We start from the raw sequence: 21,850 nt of genomic DNA on the forward strand, positions 1-21,850 counted from the left end.
CGCCGTGGTCCACCCAGAACAGGACAACGGACTTCAGCTCCTTCCAGAGGGCGTCCCGCGCGGGCCCCATCCAGTCGAAGTTGACGATGTCCTCGTAGCGCTTGGGTGGGTTCTCCGCCGTCTTGATGGTGCCGTCCGGACGGTGCTGGAACCACTCCGGATGCTCCTTCACGTACGGGTGGTCCGGCGCGCACTGGAACGCCAGGTCCAGCGCCACCTCGATGCCGTGCGCTTGCGCCGCGTCCACGAACGCGCGGAAGTCCGTGAACGTGCCCAGCTCCGGGTGGATGGCCTTGTGGCCTCCCTCCCTGGCGCCAATGGCCCACGGGCTGCCCACGTCCCCGGGCTGCGCGTTGAGGGTGTTGTTCCTGCCCTTGCGCGCGGTGCGGCCAATGGGGTGGATGGGCGGGAGGTAGACGGTGTCGAAGCCCAGCTTCTGGATGTAGGGCAGCCACCCTTCCGCATCCTTGAAGGTGCCGTGCGTCTTGCCGTCGCGCTTCGCCGAGCGCGGGAAGAACTCATACCAGGCGGCGTTGCGCGCCTTCTCCCGGTCCGCGAACACCTCCAGCACCGGGTCGTAGCGGCTCGCGAGCCCGCGGTCCGGGTGTCGCGACGCGACGTCCGCCAGCTCGGGTGACAGCGCGACGAGCAGGTGCTCCGGAGAGGGCGGGGTGCGCAGGCGGGCCCCCGCCTCGGCGAGCGTGCGGGCGTCCTCCACGGACACGTCCCGCGCACGCGCGGCGGCCCCTTCCAGGAGGGCGGCCCCTTCGAGCAGCTCGCTCTTCACGTCGCGGCCCGCGTCCACCTTGCGCTTCAGCTCGTGCGCCCAGGTGCGGAAGAGATCCGGCCACGCTTCAATCGTGTATTCGTAGCGGCCATTGTGGGCCAGGGGGATGACCCCTTCCCACGCGTCGTTGCTGCGGGGTGTGAGGGGCACCTCCGCCCATTCCGTCTGCTGGGCGGCGGGGGTGACCTGACGCCAGCGCGCGACGGCCACGAGGACGTCGTGGCCTTCCTTGAAGATGTCCGCGCGGACGGTGAGGCTCTCCCCGGCGATGCGCTTGATGGCGTAGCGCCCTGCGTCCAGCTGCGGCTGGACGTTCTCGATGAACACGCTTCCGAGTCGGTCGGTCATATCGGCTGGCGGTGCCTTATAGGACTGTGAGTGGGTGGCTCCAGGCGGCAATGTGCGGGTGTTGTTGATTGAAGAGGGCGACCGCCTGGTCGCGTTGGCCGGTCAACGTTAGGGATGGAGGGGACAGGCGACTACCCTGAGGGGCTGGGTGAACGGGCTTCAATGGTTGAAGCTGGGATCCGCCCCACCGGTTGCGGTATCCGGGACGAACATGGCGCCTACCGACTCCTCCGCCCAGCAAGCGAGTGACCTGTCGGCTGATCGCGACCTGCTGCGGCAGGTGGCGCTCGGCGAAGCGGATGCCATGCGCGCTGTCTATGCGCGGTGCTCCGCGCGGGCGTACGCCATCGCGGTCCGGTTGCTGCCCACGCGCGCGGACGCGGAGGAGGTGCTGCAGGAGACCTTCCTGGACGTGTGGCGGCGTGCGCGCGAGTTCGATCCGGACCGTGGGGGCCTGGAGACGTGGGTCACGACCATCGCGCGCACGCGCGCCATCGACCGGCTGCGTTCACTGGGGACGGTGTCGCGGATGGTGGAGGGCGCGAGCCAGCAGCCTCCGCCAGTGAGCGCCACGCCGATGGCGCCGGACGTCTCCGCGTCCACGAAGCAGGAGCAGGAGCGGGTGCGCGCGGCGCTGACGCAGCTGCCGCCGGAGCAGCGCGAGGTGGTGATGCTCGCGTACTTCGAGGGCCTGTCGCAGAGCGACATCGCGCAGAAGACGGGGCATCCGCTGGGCACGGTGAAGACGCGGGCGCGGCTGGCGTTGGAGAAGCTGGCGGTGCTGTTGGAAGAGCGCGCCGCGGCGGCCTCCGGTTGAGCTGAGCAGGACACTCCTCCGGGCCCGCGGGGACGGGCGGTGGAGCAGGCCCGGGCCGTGGCTGCCTTGCCGCCGCGGGTGCGCACCCCAAACGTTGCGACTGTTTCGGGAACCCCAGGGAGGGGTGGACATGCGCAAGGTGAAGGATCCGGGTGTGGCGTTGATGAATGAGCGGGAGATGCGGCTGGTGATGGCGAGCGCCCCGCGCAACCTGATGGAGCTGTCGGAGCGCGAGCTCAAGGGGATGGTGAAGCGGGCGCGCGGCATGATGGACAAGTACACGCAGCGCTCGCACATGTTGCGGCGGGAGGCGTCCGGCAAGCGCGTCCCCACGCGCAGCCGCAAGGCGGAAGGGGACATGAACACCCGGCGCAAGGCGGCGCTGTTCCGCACGGCGCTGTCGCGCTTCGAGACGCAGCTGGGCCGGATGGAGAAGGCGGAGATGCGCAAGGCGCGTCCGGCGATGCGCAAGCGTCCGGCGATGCGCAAGCGTCCGGCGGCGAAGCGGGCGACGGGCACCACGGCCCGCGTCACGCCCCTGCGCAAGAAGACCACGATGGCGAAGCGGGTGGCGCGGCCCGCGGGCTACGCGCGCCGGACGACGGCGAAGGGCGGGGCGCGCAAGGCGCAGGGGTTCCCGTCCATGAAGTCGCAGGCGCACCGGGCCGCGCAGGGCCGCCGGACGCAGGCGCGGCGCGACTCGATGCGGTAGCGGCCCGTGGCCCGTCCGCCTCACGGAGGGTGCGTGGGGCGGGGGCCGTGGATGCGGGCCTGCGTGTCGCGCCGGCTCGCCAGGGGCGCTCCTGGTGGTAGGAGTGCCGGACCATGTGGAATCGATGGACCATTGGTATCGGCCTGGTGTCGGGCGTGGCCCTCGCGGTCGTGCCCGGGGTGCTTTCCCGGTTCGCGCCCGGCGCCTACGAGACGGCGCGCTCGCTCGCCCCCTCCTTGCCCTACCTGCTGCTTCCGCTGAGCGGGCTGCTGGCTCTCTATTACCTGCCCCGCTATCGCAAGAGCCGGGAGCTCACCGACGAGGGGCTCCGGTTGTTGTCGGAGGGGAGGGTGGCCGCGGCGCTCGAGCGTTTCGAGGCGTCGCGCCCCCTGGCCAAGGTGCGGATCATCCCCACGTTCAACATCGGCATCAGCCGGCTCCAGCTCTGGCAACTGCCGGTGGCGGAGCGTGAGCTGACGAGCCTGGAGGCGAGGACGGATCTCACACCGGAGTTCCGGGCGGTGCTGTCCGCGACGCTCGCGCTGGTGTTCGCGATGGATGGGCGGTTGACGCTGGCCGAACAGCGGCTGGCGACGGTGAGGACCCAGGGCGCGAACCCCCACCTGCTGGCGGTGCTCGCCTCCGCCGTGGTGGCCTGCCGCGCAGGACGTTGGGAGCAGGCGCGCCAGCAGCTCGGGCACTCCTCGCTGCGAGAGCTCACCGGGCCGTTGCGGGGTCTGCGCGATGCGCTGGAGGCCTGGTGCCAGGAGCACCTCACCGGAGCGCCCCAATCCGTGGATGCCGTCGCGGTGTTCGGAGAGGCAGCCCCCGATGTGCTGGAGGCCTGCTGGCCGGAGCTGGTGGCGTTCCTGGTGGAGCGCTCCTCCCGGGGTGTGGCGGGGAGCGCGTAGCCTTCAGGGGCCGGGCCTCAGGAGAAGCGCACCACGAAGGCCGCGAGCAGCGGGCCCGCCGCCTGTCCGTCCGCCGTGGAACGCGGGCCGCCCTCCGTGAGCCGCGCGCCCAGCTCCTCCAGCGCGGGCTTCATCTCCTCGAAGGCGCGGGCCGCGTCGCCAGCGTTGTCGAAGAAGCGCGGGTGCCGCAGCCAGCCCGCGATGCCGCAGGTGATGGAGTGGAAGGAGCGCGCCTCATCCGCTTCGTAGGTGAGGCGCAGGTTGCCGCGAAAGCCCTCGTCGCGCACCACGAGGCCCCCCTGGCTGCCTTCGCCTCCCAGCGTCGCGCCCGCCTCGTAGTCAGTCCAGCCCGCGTCCTGATCCATGCCTCACCCTTAGCACCGCGCGCGGGCGCATGGGCGGAGTGTCAGGGCAGCGCCATGACGTTCCGCCAGGCTCCGGTCAGGAGGGCCGGGGGTGGCGGCTCCGGGGTTGCGCTCCGGTTGTCGCCTTCCCGCCACTGCCCCAGCTTTGACGTGGGCTTCAGTAGGGGGGCCGCCTTCATGACCGTCGAGACGTTCCAACCACCGCGCTACTCCGAGGAGATCGTCCCCTTCCTCGCGGGTGACGGTCGCGCGCTGCACCTGGTGCACCTGCGCGGCCATGAGGAGCCGGTCAAGGGGCCGGTGGTGCTGGTGCACGGCGCGGGCGTGCGGGGGAACATCTTCCGCGCCCCCGTGCGCCAGACGGTGGTGGATGCGCTCATCGACGATGGCTACGACGTGTGGCTGGAGAACTGGCGCGCGAGCATGGACGTGGAGCCCGGCGAGTGGACGCTGGACCAGGCCGCCGTCCTGGACCACCCGGCCGCCATCCAGACCGTGGTGAAGGAGACGGGGCACGACACCGTCAAGGCCGTCATCCACTGTCAGGGCTCCACCAGCTTCACGATGGCCGCGGTGGCGGGGCTGCTGCCGGAGGTGGACGTCATCGTCAGCAACGCGGTGTCGCTGCACCCGGTGGTGCCGGCCTCCGCGCGGCTGAAGCTGAAGTACGCCGTCCCCCTGGTCTCCCACCTGACGCCGTACCTGGATCCGCAGTGGGCCTACGGCGGCCCCACGCGCACGGCCCGGGCGCTGACGCGCGTGGTGGAGGCGACGCACCACGAATGCGACAACCTGGTCTGCCGCTGGACGAGCTTCACCTACGGCACGGGCTTCCCGGTGCTGTGGCGGCACGAGAACCTGAACGCCCGCACGCACGACTGGCTCAAACACGAGTTCGGGCCGGTGCCCTTCAGCTTCTTCCGCCAGATGTACGCGAGCGTGCGCGCCGGCCACCTGGTGCCCGTGGAGCACTTCCGTGCGCTGCCGGAGGACCTGGGCGAGCGCGAGCCCCAGACGGACGCGCGCTTCGTCTTCCTGGCGGGGGAGGAGAACCGCTGCTTCCTCGCCGAGAGCCAGCGCCGCAGCTTCGAACACATGGAGCGCTTCCACCCGGGCCGGCACGCGCTGCACATGCTGCCCGGCTACGGACACCTGGACGTCTTCATGGGCAAGCGCGCGGCCCAGGACGTCTTCCCAACCCTCCTCGCCGAGCTGGACCGCCCGGTGTGACGAAAGGCCCGCCATGTCCATCCCCAAGCGCATCCAGAGGCAGTCCGGCCGTTACTCGCGGGTGGACGACATCCCCTACGCGTTGCCGGTGAATTCGCAGGGGTCCCCGGCCCTGATGGCCGCCTTCACCGTGGACGCCCGCCGCGCGGCGGCCCTGCTGCCGGGCAACGAGCTGCACCCGCTGCGCGTGTCGCGGGACAAGGGCGTGCTGCTCATCTCCGTCATCGACTACAAGAAGACGGACATCGGCGCGTACATCGAGTTCAGCATCGCGCTGGCGTGCACGCATGGGCGCAGGCCGGCCCCTCCGCTGCTGCCGCTGCTGTTCCCCAAGCGCTACGGCGTGGGCCAGTACGTGGTGGACCTGCCGGTGAACACGGAGGTGTCCGTGAAGGGCGGCAAGGGCATCTGGGGCATGCCCAAGCACCTGGCGCGGCTGGACTTCAAAGTCGAGAACGGGTCGGTCAGCAGCTCCTACTCGGAAGGGGGCCAGCAGGCGGTGCGCGTGCGCATCGAACGGCCGGGCCGCGCGTGGCTGCCGCTCCGGGCCTCGGCGGTGAACTACTGCGCGTTCCGGGGGATGCTGATGAAGTCCTCCATCTACTTCCGGGGCCGGTTCGGCTTCCGGTTCGGCCGCCGCGCCTGGGCCTCGCTGGAGCTGGGCGACCATCCGCGCGTGCAGGCGCTGCGGGAGCTGAGCATCTCCCCGCGCGCGTTCCTCACCGGGTTCTTCCCCTCGTCGAGCGGCGTGCTGGACGACCACTTCGAGGCGTGGTTCCTCACCCAGCCCACGCTGCCCACGAGCACGTATCCGGAGGGGCTGGAGAGCGTCGTGGACCTGGGACAGGACCAGACGCCGATGCCGCCTCCGGATGGGGCCGGCGCGCTGCCCCACGGCCCGTCCAGGCCCGTCTCCCCACGGGAACTCCGGTCATGAAGCGCGGCCACCTGCTCCACCTGGCGAACGCGTGCCTGCTCTTCCTGTGCGTGTCCATGTACCTGGGGACGGGGTGGTCGCTGGTGCTGTTCTCGTTCCCCATCGCGTCGCAGCTCACGGTGGACAACTACTACCTCCAGTTCGTGCCGCAGGTGCAGGCGGCCACGCGCTTCTTCACCGGCATGACGCTGGTGATGTTGGTGTCGGCGGTCGTGCTGGCGTGGCGGGAGCGGCGGACGGGGCTGCGGTGGTATCCGCTGCTGGTGCTGCTGGCGGTGGTGGTGGCCACGCTGCTGACGCGCTTCTTCATCTTCCCGTACAACGCGGAGATGGCGGCCGGCATCACGTCGCCCGAGCGGCTGTCCCAGGTGCTGGGCGCGTGGATGGGGATGAACCGCATCCGCGTGGCGCTGTGGACGGTGCAGTGGCTGTCCATGCTGGGCTACTTCGTGCACCGCCTGCTGCGCGCTGAACATCCGGCGGGGGTCCGGTGGCCAGGCTTCGGCTTGAGCATCCCTCCGCGCCGGGAGGTCCGCGCATGAGCCCGGGCCTGTCGCGGCTGGAGCGCCTGTCCCGCACGCACGGGCGCGAGTGGCGATGGGCGCTCGCGGCCATCGGGTGGATCACCGTCGTGTCCGGCGCGGTCCAGATGTTCCTGCCGGGGACGGAGCTGCGGCTGCTGCAGGCGGACGCGTCCGCCACGCCCTCGCACTTCTTCCGCATCGTGGGGATGTTCATGGTGCTGTTCGGCGGCCTGTTGCTGCACGGCCTGCACGAACCCCGTGCGAACCCGGCCGCCTTCCTGTGGTCGGGGCTCCAGAAGGTGGGCGCGTGCCTGATGGTGGCGCTGGCCGTGGCGCTCGGGCTGCTGTCGCCGTTGTCGCTGGGCGTGGCGGCGTTCGACGCGCTGTCGGCCGCGCTGGTGCTCGCGTTCTACGTGACGCTGCGCCAGCGTGAGCAGGTCATCTCCGTGCTCAAGCCCCATCCGGAGGTGGGGGCCGGAGGGGACACCGGCCCGCTCTCCGCCGCTTCGCAGGTGACGGGGATCGCCGGGCCGCTGCGGCCCTCGCGGGGCGAGGGAGCGCTGGCGGCGTCCGAACGTCTCCCCAGGGGGGGGTCGAGTGCTTCGCTGGCCTTGCTGCGTGAAGCGGATCCGGCGGAGGTCGCGGTCCCGCTGGCGGCGTCGCAACGGGAGGCCGTGGCTTCATCCGCCGAGGCGAGTTCCGGGGCAGGGGAGGCGGCGGAGCCACGACGCTCCCTCATCCTGGCGGGTGGCGGCATGCGCGTCGCCTGGCAGTCGGGCGTGCTGCGCGCGCTGACGGATGCGGGGCTGGACTTCGCGCATGCGGACGGCACGTCGGGCGGCATCATCACCCTGGCCATGTGGCAGTCCGGCCTGTCACCCGCCGAGATGTGCGAGCGGTGGCGGACCCTGCGCGTGAAGGACTTCGTGTCCCTCATGCCCCTGGACGCGTACGCGCAGCCCTGGAAGCTCGATGCGCTGGGGGACGCGGACGGCATCGTCGAGCGCGTCTTCCCGCACCTGGGCATCGACGTGGACGCCGTGCGCAAGAGCCGCGAACGCGAGGGCACCTTCAACGTCTGCGACTTCGGCCGCAAGACGAACGAGGCCGTCCCCCACACCGACGTGGACCTCGACCTGCTGGTGGCGGGCATCTCGCTGCCCCTCTTCATGCCCCCCGTGCCGAAGGACGGGCGGCTCTACCTGGACTCGGTGTGGATCCAGGACGCCAACGTGATGGAGGCCGTGCGCCGGGGCGCGGATGAGGTGTGGATCGCCTGGTGCATCGGCAACACGCCCGAGTACGGCGCGGGCTTCTTCCGCCAGTACGTCCACATGATTGAGCTCAGCGCCAACGGCGCGCTCTTCGCCCAACTGGAGCAGGTGCGTGAGCTCAACGCGCGCATCCTCGCGGGCGAAAGCGTCCCCGGGCACTCGCGGCCCATCGCCGTCCACCTCATCCGGCCGGAGCGGCCCCTGCCGTTGGATCCCGACTTCTACGCAGGGCACGTCACCGCCGCGTCCCTCATCGACCTGGGCTACTCGGATGCGTGTCGCTACCTGAGCACGGCGGACGCCCGGGGATTGCCCCTCACCCCGGAGATCACCCAGATGACCGAGCCCGCCCCCGACCTGACCTTCCGCGAGACCATGTCCGGTCCGCTTGCGCTGGGCACCTCCGCGCCCGAGGAGGGCGCCCACGACGGCCGCTCCACGCCCTTCACCATGCACTGCACCATCAGCATCGACGACATGGACGCCTTCGTCCGTGATCCCTCCCATGCGGCGAGGCTGGTGGCGCACGTGCAGTACCCGCCGCTGGGGGAGGACCTGCCCGTGCGCGAGGGCAGCTTCAACCTCTTCCGGTCCACGGACGACCCCGGCACGAAGATCATGAGCTACGGCCTGCGCTTCCAGGCCCACGGCCGCGACTACTTCCTGGACGGCACGAAGACCCTCCACGACGACCCCGGCCCCGACCTCTGGCGCGACACCACGCGCCTGTACTGCCACCTCCACGAAGGCACCGACGCCCGGGCGCCCGTGGTGGGCGCGGGCATCCTGGTGCTGGGCATGCGGGAGCTGTTGCAGCTGGTCACCAGCATGCGCTCCTCCCGTCCTGGCGCGGAGGGGGTGAAGGCGGTGTCCCAGTTCGGCCGGCTGTTCCTGGGCGCGCTCTGGGACCTCTACGCGCCCCGGGCCCAGACAGAGCAGGAGGGGGAAGGTGAGGTGCCGCATGGACGCGACGGCTGAGCACTTCGACGTCGTCATCGTGGGGTCGGGCTTCGGGGGCTCGGTGATGGCGTGGCGCCTGGCGGAGGCCGGCCTCCGGGTGTGCGTCCTGGAGCGCGGCAAGGCGTATCCCCCCGGTTCGTTCCCCCGCAGTCCGCACGACATGCGCCGCAACTTCTGGGATCCGCGCAAGGGCCTGCACGGCCTCTTCAACCTGTGGTCCTTCCAGGGGCTGGGCGGGGTGGTGGGCGCGGGCCTGGGCGGCGGGTCGCTCATCTACGCCAACGTGCTGCTGCGCAAGGACGAGAAGACCTTCATCCACGAGGACCCGCGCGACGGCGGCTACGAGGACTGGCCCGTCACCCGCGAGGACCTGGAGCGCCACTACGACGCGGTGGAGCGGATGATGGGCGCGCAGCGCTATCCGCTGGAGCACGCGCCGTACTCCACCACCGCGAAGACCCAGGCCATGCGGCTCGCCGCCCAGCGCCTGGGCCGCGCCGCTGACTGGCAACTGCCTCCGCTGGCGGTGACGTTCGGAAACCCGGGCGAAGTTCCCGTGCCGGGCGAGCCCATCCGCGAGGAGCACCCCAACCTCCACGGCCGCACGCGCACCACCTGCCATCTGTGCGGCGAGTGCGACATCGGCTGCAACACCGGCAGCAAGAACACGCTCGATTACACGTACCTCTCCGCGGCGAAGCGCGCCGGAGCGGAGCTGCGCACGCGCGCGGAGGTGACGGAGCTGTGGCCCGCCGACGGTGGGGGCTACGTGGTGCGGTACCTGGATCACACCGACGTGGTGGAGGAGACGCCGCGCGAGGGGCCCCAGTCGATGTTGCCCCGCACCACCGTCACGGCGGACCGGCTGGTGCTGGCGGCGGGCACGTTCGGCACGTCCTACCTGCTCTTGAAGAACCGGCGGCACTTCCCCGCGCTGAGCGACCAGTTGGGTTCGCGCTTCTGCGGCAATGGCGATCTGCTGGGCTTCATGCGGCAGTGCCGCGACAGCAGCACGGGCAAGGCGTTGCCGCGCATCCTGGATGGCGGGCACGGCCCGGTCATCACCAGCGCGCTCCACTTCCGGGGCAAGGAGGAGGGCGGCACCGGCCGGAGCTACTACATCGAGGACGCGGGCTTCCCGGAGTTCGTCAACTGGCTCTACGAGGGCGCGCACCAGGTGCCGCTGATGCAGCGCGGCCTGCGGCTCATGTGGCGGCTGCTGCGCGGTTGGACGGGCGTCACGCGCGACACCGACGTGAGCGAGGAGATCGCCGAGCTGCTGGGGGACTGCCTGGGCTCCGCGACGTCCCTGCCGCTGCTCGGCATGGGCCGCGACACGCCCAACGGGCACATGCGGCTGACGGACGACGGGATGCTGGACATCGACTGGAAGCTGCACGGGTCGAAGGCGTATTTCGACAGCGTGCGCCAGTCGATGAAGGACATCGCCACGGCGCTCGAAGGCAAGCTCGTGCAGAACCCGCTCAGCTACGTGAGCCGGGTCATCACCGTGCACCCGCTGGGCGGCTGTCCCATGGGCCGCGCGCCGGAGACGGGCGTGGTGGACGCGACGGGCGAGGCCTTCGGGCACCCGGGCCTGTACGTGGCGGACGGCGCGATGATGCCGGGCCCCACCGGCCCCAACCCGAGCCTCACCATCGCCGCGCTCGCGGATCGCTTCGCGGACCATCTCATCGACGCCCGCTTCCACGCCGCGCCCGTCCACGGCTGGACCCGGGCGGAGGAGGCGTCATGGCCGTCCGCTTCCCCGATGTGAGCCGTCACCCCGGGGCGCTTCCCGTCTGGCGCGGGGAGGAGCGGCGCCGCGGGCGGCGCGGGCGGTCCCGGAGCATGCCTCCGGGCAAGCCGATGGTGGCCTGGTATGCGCCGGAGGTGCTCGCGAAGACGGGCCTGAAGTCGGTCCTGTCGGGGACCATCGGGCGGCAGGCGGACCGGCGGTTGCTGGACGCGGTGGCGCGACCGCAGCCCCTGGCGTTCGACTACTCGGTGGAGGGCGACGGCGGGGCGCGCGAGGAGCTGTGGCTGGACTACGTGTCGGACCTGGGTGACGGCTGGGACTCCACCTACGCGGTGGCGTCCGCCGTGATGGCCCCGACGCTGGACGTGCGCGACGCGACGGGGAAGGTGCACTCCACGCGGGGCGGCGACGTGCTCGTGTTCGGCGGGGATGAGGTGTACCCGACCGCGAGCGTGGAGGAGTACCAGGCGCGCACGGTGGTGCCGTACGCGGCCGCGCTGAACCACCGCCGTCACCGGCCCCACCTGTTCGCGGTGCCGGGCAATCACGACTGGTACGACGGGCTGGTGTCGTTCACGCGCCTGTTCTGCCAGGGCCGGCGCACCGAGGGCTGGCGCACGAAGCAGCAGCGCAGCTACTTCGCGCTGAAGCTGCCGCACGGGTGGTGGCTGCTGGGGACGGACATGCAGCTGGAATCCGACCTGGACGCTTCCCAGGTGGAGTTCTTCCAGAAGGTGGCCGGGCGGATGGGCCGCGAGGATCGCGTCATCCTCTGCAACGCGGAGCCGGCGTGGATCAAACAGCAGGTGAAGCCCCGCGCGGGCCGCGGCTTCCTGGACCACAACATCGACTTCCTGGAGCAGAAGGTCTTGGGCAAGCGGGTGAGCGTGTTCCTCGCGGGGGACCTGCACCACTACCGCCGGCATGAGAACGAGGAAGGGCGGCAGAAGATCGTCGCGGGTGGGGGAGGGGCCTTCCTGCACCCGACCCACCTGCCCCGGGTGGACACGCGGCCGGACGGCTTCGTGCTGAAGGAGTGCTATCCGCCCCAGCGGACGTCCCGGCGGCTGACCTGGCGCAACCTGCTGTTCACCGGCCTCAACCCGGCGTTCGCCGCCTTCATGGGCTGTGTCTACACGCTGCTGGGATGGGGGGTGGCCGCGAACCTCAACGAAGGCGCCGTGGCCGCGCCGTCCTTTCGCGAAGTGCTCAACGCCGCGTTGCAGAGCACGGGCTCGCTGGTGCTCGCGGCCGGAATCCTGCTGGGCACGCTCGTCTTCGCGGACGACCGCAGGGGCCGGCGCTTCCGGCAGGTGTCCGGTGCCCTGCACGGCGCGGCGCACCTGCTCCTCGCGCTGCTGCTCACCTGGGGCGTGTCCGTCATCGCCGCGCCCCTGGCGACCGATCCGCAATGGAGCCCGTGGCGCGACTTCCTGAGCGGGCTGCTGCTCTTCGGCGGCGGCGCGCTGGTGGGCCCCCTGGTGGTGGGCGTGTACCTGCTGCTGTCGCTCAACGTGTTCTCCTGTCACCCCAACGAGGCGTTCTCGTCGCTGTCCATCCCGGACTGGAAGAACTTCCTGCGGCTCCACTTCGACGCGAACGGTCGTCTGACGGTGTACCCGGTGGGCCTCCGCCGGGTGCCGCGCCGGTGGCGACCCGGGCGCTCCGCCGAGGAGCCGGCCTGGGTGCCGGACCCGGAGGATCGCCGGGCCACGCCCCCCGCGCTCATCGAGCCGCCCATCGTCATCGGGCGCTCGAAGGCGCTGCCGCTGACGTCGGACATCGGTCAGTTCGCACCCGCCTCGTTGCCTCGGGACGAACATCCTCCGCCTGGCCCGGTTTGAGTGGCGCGGGGCAAAGCCCTACGCTCCGCGGCCCATGAAGGCGATGCTCCTGTCCCTGCTGCTCCTCGGTGCCGCGCCGCCTGGCGCCGCGCCGTCGTCCCTTCCCCCCGAAGCGCTGGGCGCGCCCCCGCTCGTGGATGCCTCTCCCACGGCGTGGGCCTGCACCATCGACACGCTGCGCGCGGGCAAGGAGTGTGTCTTCGAGGCGGAGCTGCCCCCGTCCGGCGCGCCCGACGCCAGCGTGGAGAGCGCCAACATCAAGCTCCTCCAGGACGCGTCGCGCGCCCTGTGCTCGGAGGCCATCCGCCACGCGCGCGACGGCGTGGCGGATCCCAAGCTCGTCTCCGTCTGCGAGCGCAAGTACACCACCGTCGTGGGCCGCTGCGGCCTCGAAGGCCAGTCGCCGGTGGTGGACGCGAAGGGGCGCTTCTCGCCGTCCGCCCGCGCCTGCTACCGCGCGCTGTCCAGCGTGCTCCAGGAGGTGCAGCTGATGGCCACCGTGGCCTCCTCCTGCTGCGAGTGCTCCGCGCGGAGCCAGTGCCCCGGCAACGGCGAGGCCTGCTACGCGGACGTGTCGCGCCAGCAGGCCGGGCCCGGCGCGCTCGCGTGCCTGGACGAGCGCTGCCGCGACGCCTGTTCGATGATGCTGCCGCCCTCCGCGTCCATTCCCCGTCCGTCCCCGTCGCGCGACAGCCAGGACACCGGCTCCGCGGCGCTGTAGCCCCAGGCCTTCCGAAGGAGCCCGCGCCATGCCCCGTCTTCCGTTGCTGACCCTGCTGGGCGCGCTCGCCACCGGGTGCGGCGCCGCGCACACGCACGTGAACCTGGAGGACCGCGCCCTCACGGACGCGCCCGCGCCCCAGCCGGCCCCGGTGCTCGCTCGGGCCCGGCCTCCTGCGGAGAATCCGCCGACCTCACCCCAGGATGCCCGCGCGTTCGCCGCCCGCTACCCCACGCCCACCCTGTGCGAGGGCGCGGCCCGCAGGCTCCAGGCCTCCTCGCGCGATGACGCGTGGCTGGCGCTGAAGGTGTGCGCCGAGTCGCCCGCGTTCACCCAGCTGGGCGCGGTGCTGGGCAATGCCTGGGCGGAGGACCTGCGCGTGCGTCCGGACGCGGCGAACCTCATCGCCCGCGTGGTGGCCCACCGGGGCGGCAGCGTGGACGGCGAGCTGCGCCTGCTGCACTCGCGCAAGGTGCCCATCTTCTCGCTCGCGTCCGCCATCGCCCAGCCGGACACCTACCGGGGCCGCTACGTGCTCCTGCGCGCCCAGGTGGCGGATCAGCGCACGGACGGCGAGCGCCCCACGCTGTGGCTGGTGGAGCAGGGCCTCCAGTCGGTGGCCTCCCGGCGCGAGGTGGGGATGACGTTCCGCACGGACACCGAGTCGGAGACGTCCGGCGACCTGGGCGGACGCACGGCCCTGACGGGTGACGGCAGGGTGGGCGGTTCGATCGTCACGCGCGAGTCCACCGGTCAGACGGCGATGGAGCGCACCTTCGACAACATCTCCGAGGAGACGGGCCGCGAGGCCCTGGGCCGGCTGGCGTCCGCGGATCCGTTCCTGGAGACGCGCCGCGACTACGTCATCCTCGCGCGCTTCGACGGGCTGCGCGTCACGTCCGGCATGACGGACGACGACGAGGACGAGGGCCCGAGGATCCCGGTGCTCACCATCGTCGGCTACCACCTGCCGCAGGCGCTCGCCGTCGACTAGCGCCGCGCCTCGCGCTTCGGGGGGGCCGGCGCGGTCAGGTCGCGCGACGGCGTCCCGGAGTAGATCTCCACGTCGGTGGCCACCCAGGTCCCCAGCCGCTCGCCGTAGGTGGTGTGCACCAGGGCGCCCTCGCGAAGCTGGGAGCGGGGCACGCGCTGGCCGTCCCGGAGGATGCGCGTTGAAGGGCCCACCTCGAAGGGCCGCTCCACGCCGTCGTCGTCCCGCACGGTGAAGCCCCGGGTTCCGGCCACCGTCACGGTCCCGTAGAAGTCGGGCACCTCGTTGGCCACCTCCTCGCCCGCGCTCCCGCTGCCGCCGCTGCCTTCCGGCAGGGTCTCCATGCGGGACAGGGGGAAGACCGCGAGCGCCGGGCCGTGGTCCCTTGCTTCCTCGGTCGGCCCTCCCCGGGACTGACACGCGGTGGCGAGGAGCCCCAGCCCCCCGAGCAACAGCAACCTCCCCATCCCCTGGTGCATGGCGCCCTCCTCGCGGTCCCCTCCAAGATGGGCCGGAAATCCGCGCCGACAAGCGCCCCCGGGAGGTAGGGCGGGGCCAGTGTCCTCGGGGGCACGGCGACCGTGACTCCGGGAGGGAACCGTGGCGCGCCACCCGCACGGTGAGCGTGGGGCAGGGGAGGGGGAGCCGGGGGGCTAGTCCGGTCCGGACGCGAGGCCGTGCTTGCGCAGCAGCTTGCGCAGGTAGACGCGGTCGATGCCCGCCTCGCGCGACGCCTTGGACACGTTGCCGCCGCAGCGCTCCAGCAGCGTCTTGAGGTAGTCGCGCTCGAAGCCCTCGATGAGGCGCTCCTTGGCCTCCTTGAAGGGCAGGTCCAGCGCCAGCGACAGCGTGTCCTCGGGGCCCGGCTCCTGCTGGCGGGCGGCGCGCACGGGCGCCTCCGGCAGGTCCGGCAGCGCGGACTCGCCCAGGTTCACCACCCGGTCCACCACGTTGCGCAGCTCGCGCACGTTGCCCGGCCAGGGGTACTGGGTGAGCAGGGCGCGCGTCTGATCCGACAGGGCGCTGGGCTTCTTCCCCATGCGCTCCAGCACGGTGTCGATGAGCAGCGGGATGTCCTCCGGGCGCTCGCGCAGGGGCGGCAGCGTCGCGCGCAGCACCGCGAGCCGGTGGAACAGGTCCCCCCGGAAGCGGCCCGCCTTCACCGCGCCCTCCAGGTCCTGGTGCGTGGCGGCCACCACCCGCACGTCCACCGCGCGGTAGTCGTTGGCGCCCACGCGCTTCACCTGCCGGCGCTCCAGCGCGCGCAACAGCCGGGGCTGCACCTCCAGGGGCAGCTCGCCCACCTCGTCCAGGAAGACGGTGCCCCCGTGCGCGCGCTCGAAGGCGCCCGCCCGGTCCGCCTGCGCCCCGGTGAAGGCGCCCTTCACGTGGCCGAACAGCTCCGACTCCAGCAGCTGCGGCGCCACCCCCGCCAGGTCCACGATGACGAAGGGCCCCTTGGAGCGCAGCCCGTGCGTGTGCAGGGCCTCCGCGCACAGCTCCTTGCCGGTGCCCGTCTCGCCCTGGATGAGCACGTCGGATTCGCCCTGCGCCAGCCGCTCCAGCAGGGTGAACAGCTCCCGCATGCGGCGGCTGGTCCCCACCAGGTTCCCGAAGCGTTCACGGCTGGACAGCGGCATGGCGCGCGACTGTTCGCCCTCCGGCACCAGCTTCAGCTCCGTGGTGCCCAGCGTGAGCACCGCGCCCGGCCGCACGTCCAGGGTGGTGAAGCGCATGCCCTCGCAGAAGGAGCCGTTGCGCGAGCCCACGTCCACCGCCTGGATGGTGTCCTCGCGCACGTCCAGCAGCAGGTGGCTGCGCGACACCGCCCGGTCCGCGATGACGATGTCGGACGCGGGGTCCGCGCCCAGCCGGTAGCGCCCGGGGGTCAGCGGATAGCTCTGGCCCGCCTCCGGACCGGACAGCACCAGCAGCCGCACCCGGACCCGCGTCGCACGCAGGGCCGGGAGGGCATCCGTGCGGAGCAGCCGATCTTCCTCCCCGTTGTCGTCACCGAAGCGCGCCACGGCGCGCACCTTAACATGGGGAAATAGAAAGGCCCGGTCTCCCCGCGCGCGTCGTGAAGCAGCGCGTGCGGGGGGAACAGGCCCTCGACGAAGATGCGGTGCTGGAAGAAGAGGCTACGGCGCGACGGCCGGTGCCGCGGGCTTCGCGTGCTTGTAGAACAGCACCAGCGTGTAGCAGTGGAACTCGTTGTCGGAGGACTGGCAGACGACCCGGTCCACGATTTCGAGGTCGGAGTTGCTCTTGATCCAGCGGGTGACGTTCTCACCCAACTCTTCCCGCTCCTTGGCCTTGGTAGCGGAGAAGACCTTCACGCCCGTGAACATCGCCTGCCACTCCTTGTGCGGTGGTGAGAAAAGGCTGACCGGGAGTTATCGCACACGCCGTTTCAAGGTGTCAAAAATGCTGCGCCCGGAAAGTGGGGAAGTGCGAGGGAGCAGGGGAGCGCGGGGCGCGGGGGTTTGCACGGTGGACGTCATGCATAGGTTCACCCGGTCGCACCCGGTCTGGATTGGGGCGGGGCCCGGAACAATGCGGTTCCAGGGGCATGGGCGGGAAAAAGGGGGCAGGACCGTGGACATGAAGACGAAGAAGGACCTGGCGGTGGATTTCATCAACACCATCCGCACCATGGAGCCGAGTGCGCTCAACGCCCTGATCGTGAAGGAAGCGGGCGAGGAGCTGGCGCAGTTCTTCCTGAACTACAGCGCCAACCTCATCTCCAAGGATCCTTCGCGGGTGCTGGAGAACACCTCGTCGCTGATGCTGATGGGCTACCTCATCCGCACGTACGAGGAGAAGAACACCCAGGCCAAGCAGGGCAACTTCCAGTCCTACGCGTTCGCCTGAGCGCCCGCGGCCCGGGCCCCTCGCGCAGGCTCGACAGGCCCCGTGGGGCCTGTTAGGCACGCGTCGCCCATGCTCATCGACCTACACGCCCATTCCCATCTGTCCAAGGGGTGCGAACTGGATCCGCGCGCCGTGCTGGAGCGGGCGGCGCTGTTCGGCCTGGACGCGGTCGCCTTCACGGAGACCAACACCCAGGACGGCTGCGACGAACTCTTCGAGATCGGCGCCAAGGCGAAGGTGAAGGTGTTCGTCGGGCTGGAGCTCGTCACCGACCGGGGCCAGTACCTCTGCTTCTTCCCGAAGCCGGAGCTGGCGCCGGAGCCCGTGCAGCTGTGGGGCAGCAACCGGGAGAAGCCCTGGAGCGCGGCCGAGTGCCTGCCCAAGGTGAAGGCCCTGGGGGCGGCCATCGTCGCGGCCCGGCCCTTCGACCGGGACGTGCCGCACCCCGCCATGGAGTACGTGCGCTCGCTGTCGGGCGTGCTGTGCGCCGTGGAGGGCTACAACGCCAAGGTGAAGCAGACCGCCAACGACCTGGCCGTGGAGGCCGCGGACGTGCTCAAGCTGCCCTGCGTGGGTGGCAGCGACGCGCGCGGCTCCCTGGACGAGATGGGCCGCGGCGCCACCTTCTTCAAGCGCGACGTGCTCACCCAGGCGCAGCTGGTGGAGGAGCTGTTCAAGGGCGACTACTGGCCGGTGATGGCCGGCGAGCTGCCCCGCCTCACCCGTCCCGGCGAGGCCCAGGCCCAGCGCAAGGGCGGCGGGGGCGGCGGCAAGAAGCAGCAGCACCGCCGCGGCGGCCGGCGCTAGCTCACGGCAGCAGGGAAGTCCCCGCCTCCTCGGCGCGCACCAGGCGGCCGTCGGTGAGGAACGCCTTGCGGCGCTCCCCGGCGTAGCGCCACTCCTCGTGGCGCGCCGTGCCCTCCATCGAGCGGCGCACCGACTCCGGGGGGCCCCAGGCCATGCGCACCGCGTCCGCCGGCATGTCCACCACCAGCTTCTTCGTGCGCACGGCCTCCTTCACCGTGGCGCTGAAGCCCGCCAGCTCCTTCAGCGGGTGGGGGGAGAGGGTCTTCTCCAGCTCCGTGCGGAAGGCGTCCGGCCGGTCCAGGTTGGGCGGCAGCACCAGCACCACCTGCTCACCCGCCGGGGCGCCCTCCACCGTCACGTACACCCACGGCCAGGAGCGCGGGGTGTAGAGGACGCGCTCGGTGACGACCCAGGCGGTGGGGAACTCCACCTTCGTGATCCGCACGCGCGCGCCCGCGGGCACCGTGGCCTGGATGGGGCCGGGGCTGATGGGCTTGCCGCTGGTGTCGTCCAGCAGCCGCACGTCCTCGGGAGGGTAGGGCGTCAGGAGCCGCTTGGACGCGTCCCCGAAGAAGGGCGTCAGGTAGGCGGAGACGCGCAGGTACTGATCCGCCTCCGGGCCGGTGAGGGTCCTGTCCAGCGAGGCGCGATCCTCGGGGGACATGCGGGTGGCGGAGGCGCAGCCGGCGAAGGCCAGCAGCGGCAGCAGGAGGAGCAGGGAGCGGGAGGGACGCGGCATGGCACCTGGGCGCGCGCGGGATGGAACGCGCGCGCTACGGCTGCCTGCTTAGCCTAGCGCAGGGATTGCGTCAGCGCCGGCGTGCCCGCCGAGGCCTGCTTCGCGTCGCGGCACCCGCGCTGGGCGGGGCACACCGGCCCGCGGCCATGGGGGTCCGCGACCAGGAGGAAGCGACCCTGCCCCCTCGCATCCGTCAGCTCCGGATGACCGCACAGCGCGCAGTGGCGGGGGGGACGCTTCGAGGGAGGAAAGGGCACGACCCGAAGTGTGTGCCCGGTCCGCGCCCCCGGCGAATTTTCAGCCGGGGGCGGCCTTCGCGACGACGCTACGACTTGTCGCCGCCCGAGGAGGCCGGCGCGGGGCTGGCCGCAGGGGCGGGGCTCGCCGGAGCGCTGGAGGTGGCCGGCGCCGCCGTGGAGGCGGACGACGACGAGGACGACGACGCGCCTCCGCCCCCGTCCTTCTTGGTGGAGCCGTAGAGGTCCGAGTACCAGCCGCCACCCTTGAGGTGGAAGCTGGAGCGGCTGACCTGCTTGGTCAGCGTGCCACCAGCACCGCACGCGGTGCACGCGGCGGGGGCGGGGTCGGACATCTTCTGCAGGACGTCGATGGTCTTTCCACAGGCCGAGCAGCCGTACTCGTAGATGGGCATGGGGTGGGTACCTCGTCTCAGTGCGAAGGGGGAAGGGCCTGCGAGGAGAGCTGCTTGCGCAGCGACTCCGCCAGACCCAGGCGCTCGAAGGCGCGGGTGACCAGCTCGGCGGGCGCGCCGTGTTTACGACCCACGACGTTGGCCAGCGAGTGGAGATCGGTGGCGTCCGGCATCGCGTCCTTCACCAGCCGCTCCAGCTCCTTGCGGAGCGAGTCGGTGAAGCGCTTCTGGATGCCCAGGTCCGCCAGGTACTTGTCCTTGCCGAGCATGTCCAGCCGGTGGGTGAGGTGGGAGGTGGCCAGCACCTCGTTGCGGAAGCGCTCGCGCATCGCCTCCACCTCCTCCTCCAGGCGCAGCGCGTGCGTCAGCCGCTGCAGCTCGCTGGGGCTCAGGCCCAGCGCCCAGGCGACGCGGCCGGCGGCGCCCCGCTGGGAGGCGTACGCGGTCTGGAGGTTGCTCTTCTCGCGCGCCTCCAGCGTCTCCATGATGCCGTGCTGGCGCAGGACGTTCTCCATGTCCACCTGGGTGAGCTCGCCCCGGGGCCCGTTGTAGCGGTGCTCCAGGGTGCGCAGGAGCGAGTAGCGGTGCTCCGTGGCCTCGATGGCGGCCTCCAGGGTCTCCTTGCCCTCCGCGCGCGTCAGCTCGAAGAACGACAGCCGCTGGGCCTCCACGCGGGTGAAGCGGCCCCGGGGGCGGGGCAGCTCGCGCTTGACGAAGCGCGGGGCGTCCTCGTCCTCCGGGGACGGAGCCGGGGCGGCCTGCTCGGCGGCGGGCTCGGCCTCGTCGAGGGTGTCCTCGTCGGTGACGCGCTTGCGCGGGGCGATGCGCTCCTGCACGGCGGCGGCCTCCGCCTTGGCGCTCTTGCGGCGGCCCGTCTTCGGGTCGGTGTCCGCCGGGGCGGGCGCGCCCGTGGGGGGCAGGGCGAAGGTGGGCGTCGTGGAGACCGGCGCGGGGGGCGGGGTCTTCTCCTCGCGCACCTGGGCCAGCTCCTGGGCGACCGCGTAGTAGCCGCACGTCTGGCGCTGGGCCGCGAGCGACGGGGGGACGCCCCTCAGGATGTCCACCAGGGCGAAGGGCCCCAGCGGAGAGGTCTCCGGTTCGCCGTCCGTGAGGGAGCGGACCCGGAAGTCCTCCTCCTCGGAGAGGAGCGCGAGCGCTTCGCGGACCTCCTGGGCGGGTGCGGGGGCCTTCGCGCGTCGGCAGAAGTCCGACACCGCCACGGCCACCGGCGTGGGTACGTCGTCAGGCTGCCGTCTTCTCTGCCAGGGACTGATCATGGAAAGGTTCGGAAAAATGCTCGTTTACGAGGGCGGTTGCCTCTATCTTCGCCGCCAGACAGGTGTCAATGAGCCAGTCCGACCCCAATGTAAACAGCCCACGCGCGGCGCAAGTCGATGGCCGTGGTAGTCAGGGGAGCGGGCGCTTCCTGAGGGCGGCAGGCGAAATGGGCTTGCGGGGACGGTCATCCCAGCCTCAACACATGTGGTGCTCCAGAGATTGCAGATGACGACCCATCACTCCCACGCCCATTCCCACGACGCGAAGGACAAGGACGACGTGCTGGCCCGCTACATGGCCCAGCACGGTCTGAAGAGCACGCGTCAGCGCAGCCTCATCATCGACACGTTCTTCGCCGTGGGGGGCCACCTGTCCGTGGAGGAGCTGTGGAACAAGGTGCGCGAACAGGACACCAAGGTGTCCGTGGCCACCGTGTACCGGACGATGAAGCTCCTGAACGAGTGCGGCCTGGCCCACGCGCGCAACTTCGGCGACGGGCAGACGCGCTACGAGGCGGCCGCCGGGCGTGAGCACCACGACCACCTCATCTGCACGAGCTGCGGCACCATCGTGGAGTTCGAGAATGATCGCATCGAAACGCTCCAGGACGCGGTGGCGCGCAAGCACGGCTTCACGGTGACGTCGCACAAGATGGAGCTGTACGGCCTGTGTCACGACTGCCAGCTCCGGGGCGGCCCCCCGACGACGGAGGCGTGACCCCGGTGCGAGCGCGCGCCCTGGCGTGTGCCGTGGCGGTGGGTGTCCTGTCGCTGTCCGGGTGCCACCGGAACAGCGGGCCGGTGGACGCGGGCCCGGCGTTCCACCGGGCGCTGTGGCTGCCGTCGGTGGGCCCCGTGCGCTACGACCCCCGGCAGCTCCCGGGCAGGGTGGTGCTGGTGTCGTTCCTGGCCACCTGGTGCTTCCCGTGCCTGGCGGACCTGCCCACGCTCAAGAACCTCCAGGAGGCGTACGGCGCCCGGGGCTTCCAGGTGGTGGCGGTGGGCATGGACCTGGATGAGGGCCGCGTGCTGGCCCCGTTCGCGGACCACTACGCGTTCCCGTACCCGGTGCTGGTGTCGGACGAGGCGATGCGCGCGGGGCAGAGCGCCTTTGGCCGGATCCGCGCGTTGCCCAGCACGGTGCTCCTGGACAAGCGCGGCCGGGCGGTGGCCGCGTGGCAGGGCGTGGAGGGCCAGGCGGACGTGGCGAAGGCCATTGAGAAGCTGCTGAAGGAAGACTGACGCTTCGCGCCCGTTTCCGGAGCTTCACCGGAGCCTCCTTGGAGCTACTCCGGGGCGCTTCCGACGGTGCTACAGGGCT

At 71.5% G+C, this 21,850-nt stretch carries 23 protein-coding genes; 15 read left to right on the top strand and 8 right to left on the bottom strand.

The genetic code is table 11. The annotated features are described in order from the left end of the window. The coding region (locus tag OV207_RS14880) for a maltotransferase domain-containing protein (protein WP_267555907.1) at positions 1–1,135 on the bottom strand (1,135 nt) is incomplete at its 3' end. A gap of 211 nt (positions 1,136–1,346) precedes the next feature. Here OV207_RS14880 and OV207_RS14885 point away from each other — a divergent pair. From OV207_RS14885 to OV207_RS14895, 3 genes are all read left to right on the top strand, one after another. Then, positions 1,347–1,952: a sigma-70 family RNA polymerase sigma factor gene (locus OV207_RS14885; protein ID WP_267555908.1), complete on the top strand. Its 606-nt coding sequence runs from the start codon at positions 1,347–1,349 to the stop codon at positions 1,950–1,952. 130 nt (positions 1,953–2,082) lie between these two features. Then, complete coding sequence (locus OV207_RS14890; RefSeq protein WP_267555909.1) at positions 2,083–2,664, top strand: hypothetical protein; 582 nt, start codon at positions 2,083–2,085, stop codon at positions 2,662–2,664. A gap of 113 nt (positions 2,665–2,777) precedes the next feature. Next, positions 2,778–3,575 (top strand): hypothetical protein, encoded by a 798-nt coding sequence (locus OV207_RS14895; RefSeq protein ID WP_267555910.1) that lies wholly within the window; start codon positions 2,778–2,780, stop codon positions 3,573–3,575. 17 nt (positions 3,576–3,592) lie between these two features. On the opposite strand, the gene OV207_RS14900 is transcribed toward OV207_RS14895, so the two are convergent. Continuing rightward, on the bottom strand, positions 3,593–3,940 hold the full coding sequence (locus tag OV207_RS14900; protein WP_267555911.1) for a hypothetical protein: 348 nt from the start codon (positions 3,938–3,940) through the stop codon (positions 3,593–3,595). Between the two features lie 177 nt (positions 3,941–4,117). On the opposite strand from OV207_RS14900, the gene OV207_RS14905 reads away from it, so the two are divergent. The 8 genes from OV207_RS14905 to OV207_RS14940 all read left to right on the top strand — a co-directional run bounded on the left by OV207_RS14905 (position 4,118) and on the right by OV207_RS14940 (position 14,183). Further along, entirely contained in the window at positions 4,118–5,170 is a 1,053-nt protein-coding gene (locus OV207_RS14905) for an alpha/beta fold hydrolase (protein ID WP_267555912.1), read from the top strand. A gap of 13 nt (positions 5,171–5,183) precedes the next feature. Beyond that, positions 5,184–6,107 (top strand): acetoacetate decarboxylase family protein, encoded by a 924-nt coding sequence (locus tag OV207_RS14910; protein ID WP_267555913.1) that lies wholly within the window; start codon positions 5,184–5,186, stop codon positions 6,105–6,107. Beyond that, on the top strand, positions 6,104–6,649 hold the full coding sequence (locus OV207_RS14915) for a hypothetical protein (RefSeq protein WP_267555914.1): 546 nt from the start codon (positions 6,104–6,106) through the stop codon (positions 6,647–6,649). Before OV207_RS14910 ends, OV207_RS14915 begins: the two co-directional genes overlap by 4 nt. Next, positions 6,646–8,883 carry a patatin-like phospholipase family protein gene (locus OV207_RS14920; protein ID WP_267555915.1) on the top strand — a complete coding sequence of 746 codons (2,238 nt, stop codon included), beginning with the start codon at positions 6,646–6,648 and terminating at the stop codon, positions 8,881–8,883. The genes OV207_RS14915 and OV207_RS14920 overlap by 4 nt, the downstream gene beginning before the upstream one ends. After that, on the top strand, positions 8,867–10,642 hold the full coding sequence (locus tag OV207_RS14925) for a GMC oxidoreductase (RefSeq protein WP_267555916.1): 1,776 nt from the start codon (positions 8,867–8,869) through the stop codon (positions 10,640–10,642). Before OV207_RS14920 ends, OV207_RS14925 begins: the two co-directional genes overlap by 17 nt. Positions 10,643–10,716: 74 nt before the next feature. Next, the gene (locus tag OV207_RS14930) at positions 10,717–12,468 is read left to right on the top strand and encodes a metallophosphoesterase (RefSeq protein ID WP_267555917.1); all 1,752 of its coding nucleotides are present in this window, start codon (positions 10,717–10,719) and stop codon (positions 12,466–12,468) included. Between the two features lie 34 nt (positions 12,469–12,502). Continuing rightward, entirely contained in the window at positions 12,503–13,189 is a 687-nt protein-coding gene (locus tag OV207_RS14935) for a hypothetical protein (RefSeq protein WP_267555918.1), read from the top strand. Between the two features lie 28 nt (positions 13,190–13,217). Beyond that, positions 13,218–14,183, top strand: coding sequence for a hypothetical protein (locus OV207_RS14940; RefSeq protein WP_267555919.1), 966 nt, complete (start codon positions 13,218–13,220; stop codon positions 14,181–14,183). On the opposite strand, the gene OV207_RS14945 is transcribed toward OV207_RS14940, so the two are convergent. The 3 genes from OV207_RS14945 to OV207_RS14955 all read right to left on the bottom strand — a co-directional run bounded on the left by OV207_RS14945 (position 14,180) and on the right by OV207_RS14955 (position 16,531). Continuing rightward, positions 14,180–14,659 (bottom strand): hypothetical protein, encoded by a 480-nt coding sequence (locus OV207_RS14945; RefSeq protein WP_267555920.1) that lies wholly within the window; start codon positions 14,657–14,659, stop codon positions 14,180–14,182. The two genes, OV207_RS14940 and OV207_RS14945, sit on opposite strands and share 4 nt — an antisense overlap. Before the next feature lie 174 nt (positions 14,660–14,833). Next, a complete protein-coding gene (locus OV207_RS14950) occupies positions 14,834–16,207 on the bottom strand; it encodes a sigma 54-interacting transcriptional regulator (protein WP_267555921.1) in 1,374 nt (457 codons plus the stop codon). A 114-nt stretch (positions 16,208–16,321) separates the two neighbouring features. Continuing rightward, complete coding sequence (locus tag OV207_RS14955) at positions 16,322–16,531, bottom strand: hypothetical protein (RefSeq protein WP_193429623.1); 210 nt, start codon at positions 16,529–16,531, stop codon at positions 16,322–16,324. A 247-nt stretch (positions 16,532–16,778) separates the two neighbouring features. On the opposite strand from OV207_RS14955, the gene OV207_RS14960 reads away from it, so the two are divergent. Next, the gene (locus tag OV207_RS14960) at positions 16,779–17,054 is read left to right on the top strand and encodes a hypothetical protein (RefSeq protein ID WP_120538309.1); all 276 of its coding nucleotides are present in this window, start codon (positions 16,779–16,781) and stop codon (positions 17,052–17,054) included. Between the two features lie 69 nt (positions 17,055–17,123). Beyond that, positions 17,124–17,861: a PHP domain-containing protein gene (locus OV207_RS14965; RefSeq protein ID WP_267555922.1), complete on the top strand. Its 738-nt coding sequence runs from the start codon at positions 17,124–17,126 to the stop codon at positions 17,859–17,861. Between the two features lies 1 nt (position 17,862). Here the strand turns inward: OV207_RS14965 and OV207_RS14970 are convergent, their stop codons facing one another. The 3 genes from OV207_RS14970 to OV207_RS14980 all read right to left on the bottom strand — a co-directional run bounded on the left by OV207_RS14970 (position 17,863) and on the right by OV207_RS14980 (position 20,529). Then, on the bottom strand, positions 17,863–18,600 hold the full coding sequence (locus OV207_RS14970) for a hypothetical protein (protein ID WP_267555923.1): 738 nt from the start codon (positions 18,598–18,600) through the stop codon (positions 17,863–17,865). Between the two features lie 325 nt (positions 18,601–18,925). Continuing rightward, positions 18,926–19,252 carry an FmdB family zinc ribbon protein gene (locus tag OV207_RS14975; RefSeq protein WP_267555924.1) on the bottom strand — a complete coding sequence of 109 codons (327 nt, stop codon included), beginning with the start codon at positions 19,250–19,252 and terminating at the stop codon, positions 18,926–18,928. 17 nt (positions 19,253–19,269) lie between these two features. Further along, on the bottom strand, positions 19,270–20,529 hold the full coding sequence (locus OV207_RS14980; protein ID WP_267555925.1) for a hypothetical protein: 1,260 nt from the start codon (positions 20,527–20,529) through the stop codon (positions 19,270–19,272). Positions 20,530–20,755: 226 nt separating this feature from the next. Here OV207_RS14980 and OV207_RS14985 point away from each other — a divergent pair, with 226 nt between their 5' ends. Together OV207_RS14985 and OV207_RS14990 are read left to right on the top strand one after the other, a co-directional pair. After that, positions 20,756–21,247, top strand: a complete 492-nt coding sequence (locus OV207_RS14985) for a Fur family transcriptional regulator (protein ID WP_193429628.1) — start codon at positions 20,756–20,758, stop codon at positions 21,245–21,247. Then, on the top strand, positions 21,244–21,771 hold the full coding sequence (locus OV207_RS14990; protein ID WP_193429629.1) for a TlpA family protein disulfide reductase: 528 nt from the start codon (positions 21,244–21,246) through the stop codon (positions 21,769–21,771). Before OV207_RS14985 ends, OV207_RS14990 begins: the two co-directional genes overlap by 4 nt. Positions 21,772–21,850: the final 79 nt, after the last annotated feature.

The organism is Corallococcus sp. BB11-1, assembly GCF_026626625.1.
Taxonomy (GTDB): Bacteria; Myxococcota; Myxococcia; order Myxococcales; family Myxococcaceae; genus Corallococcus; species Corallococcus soli.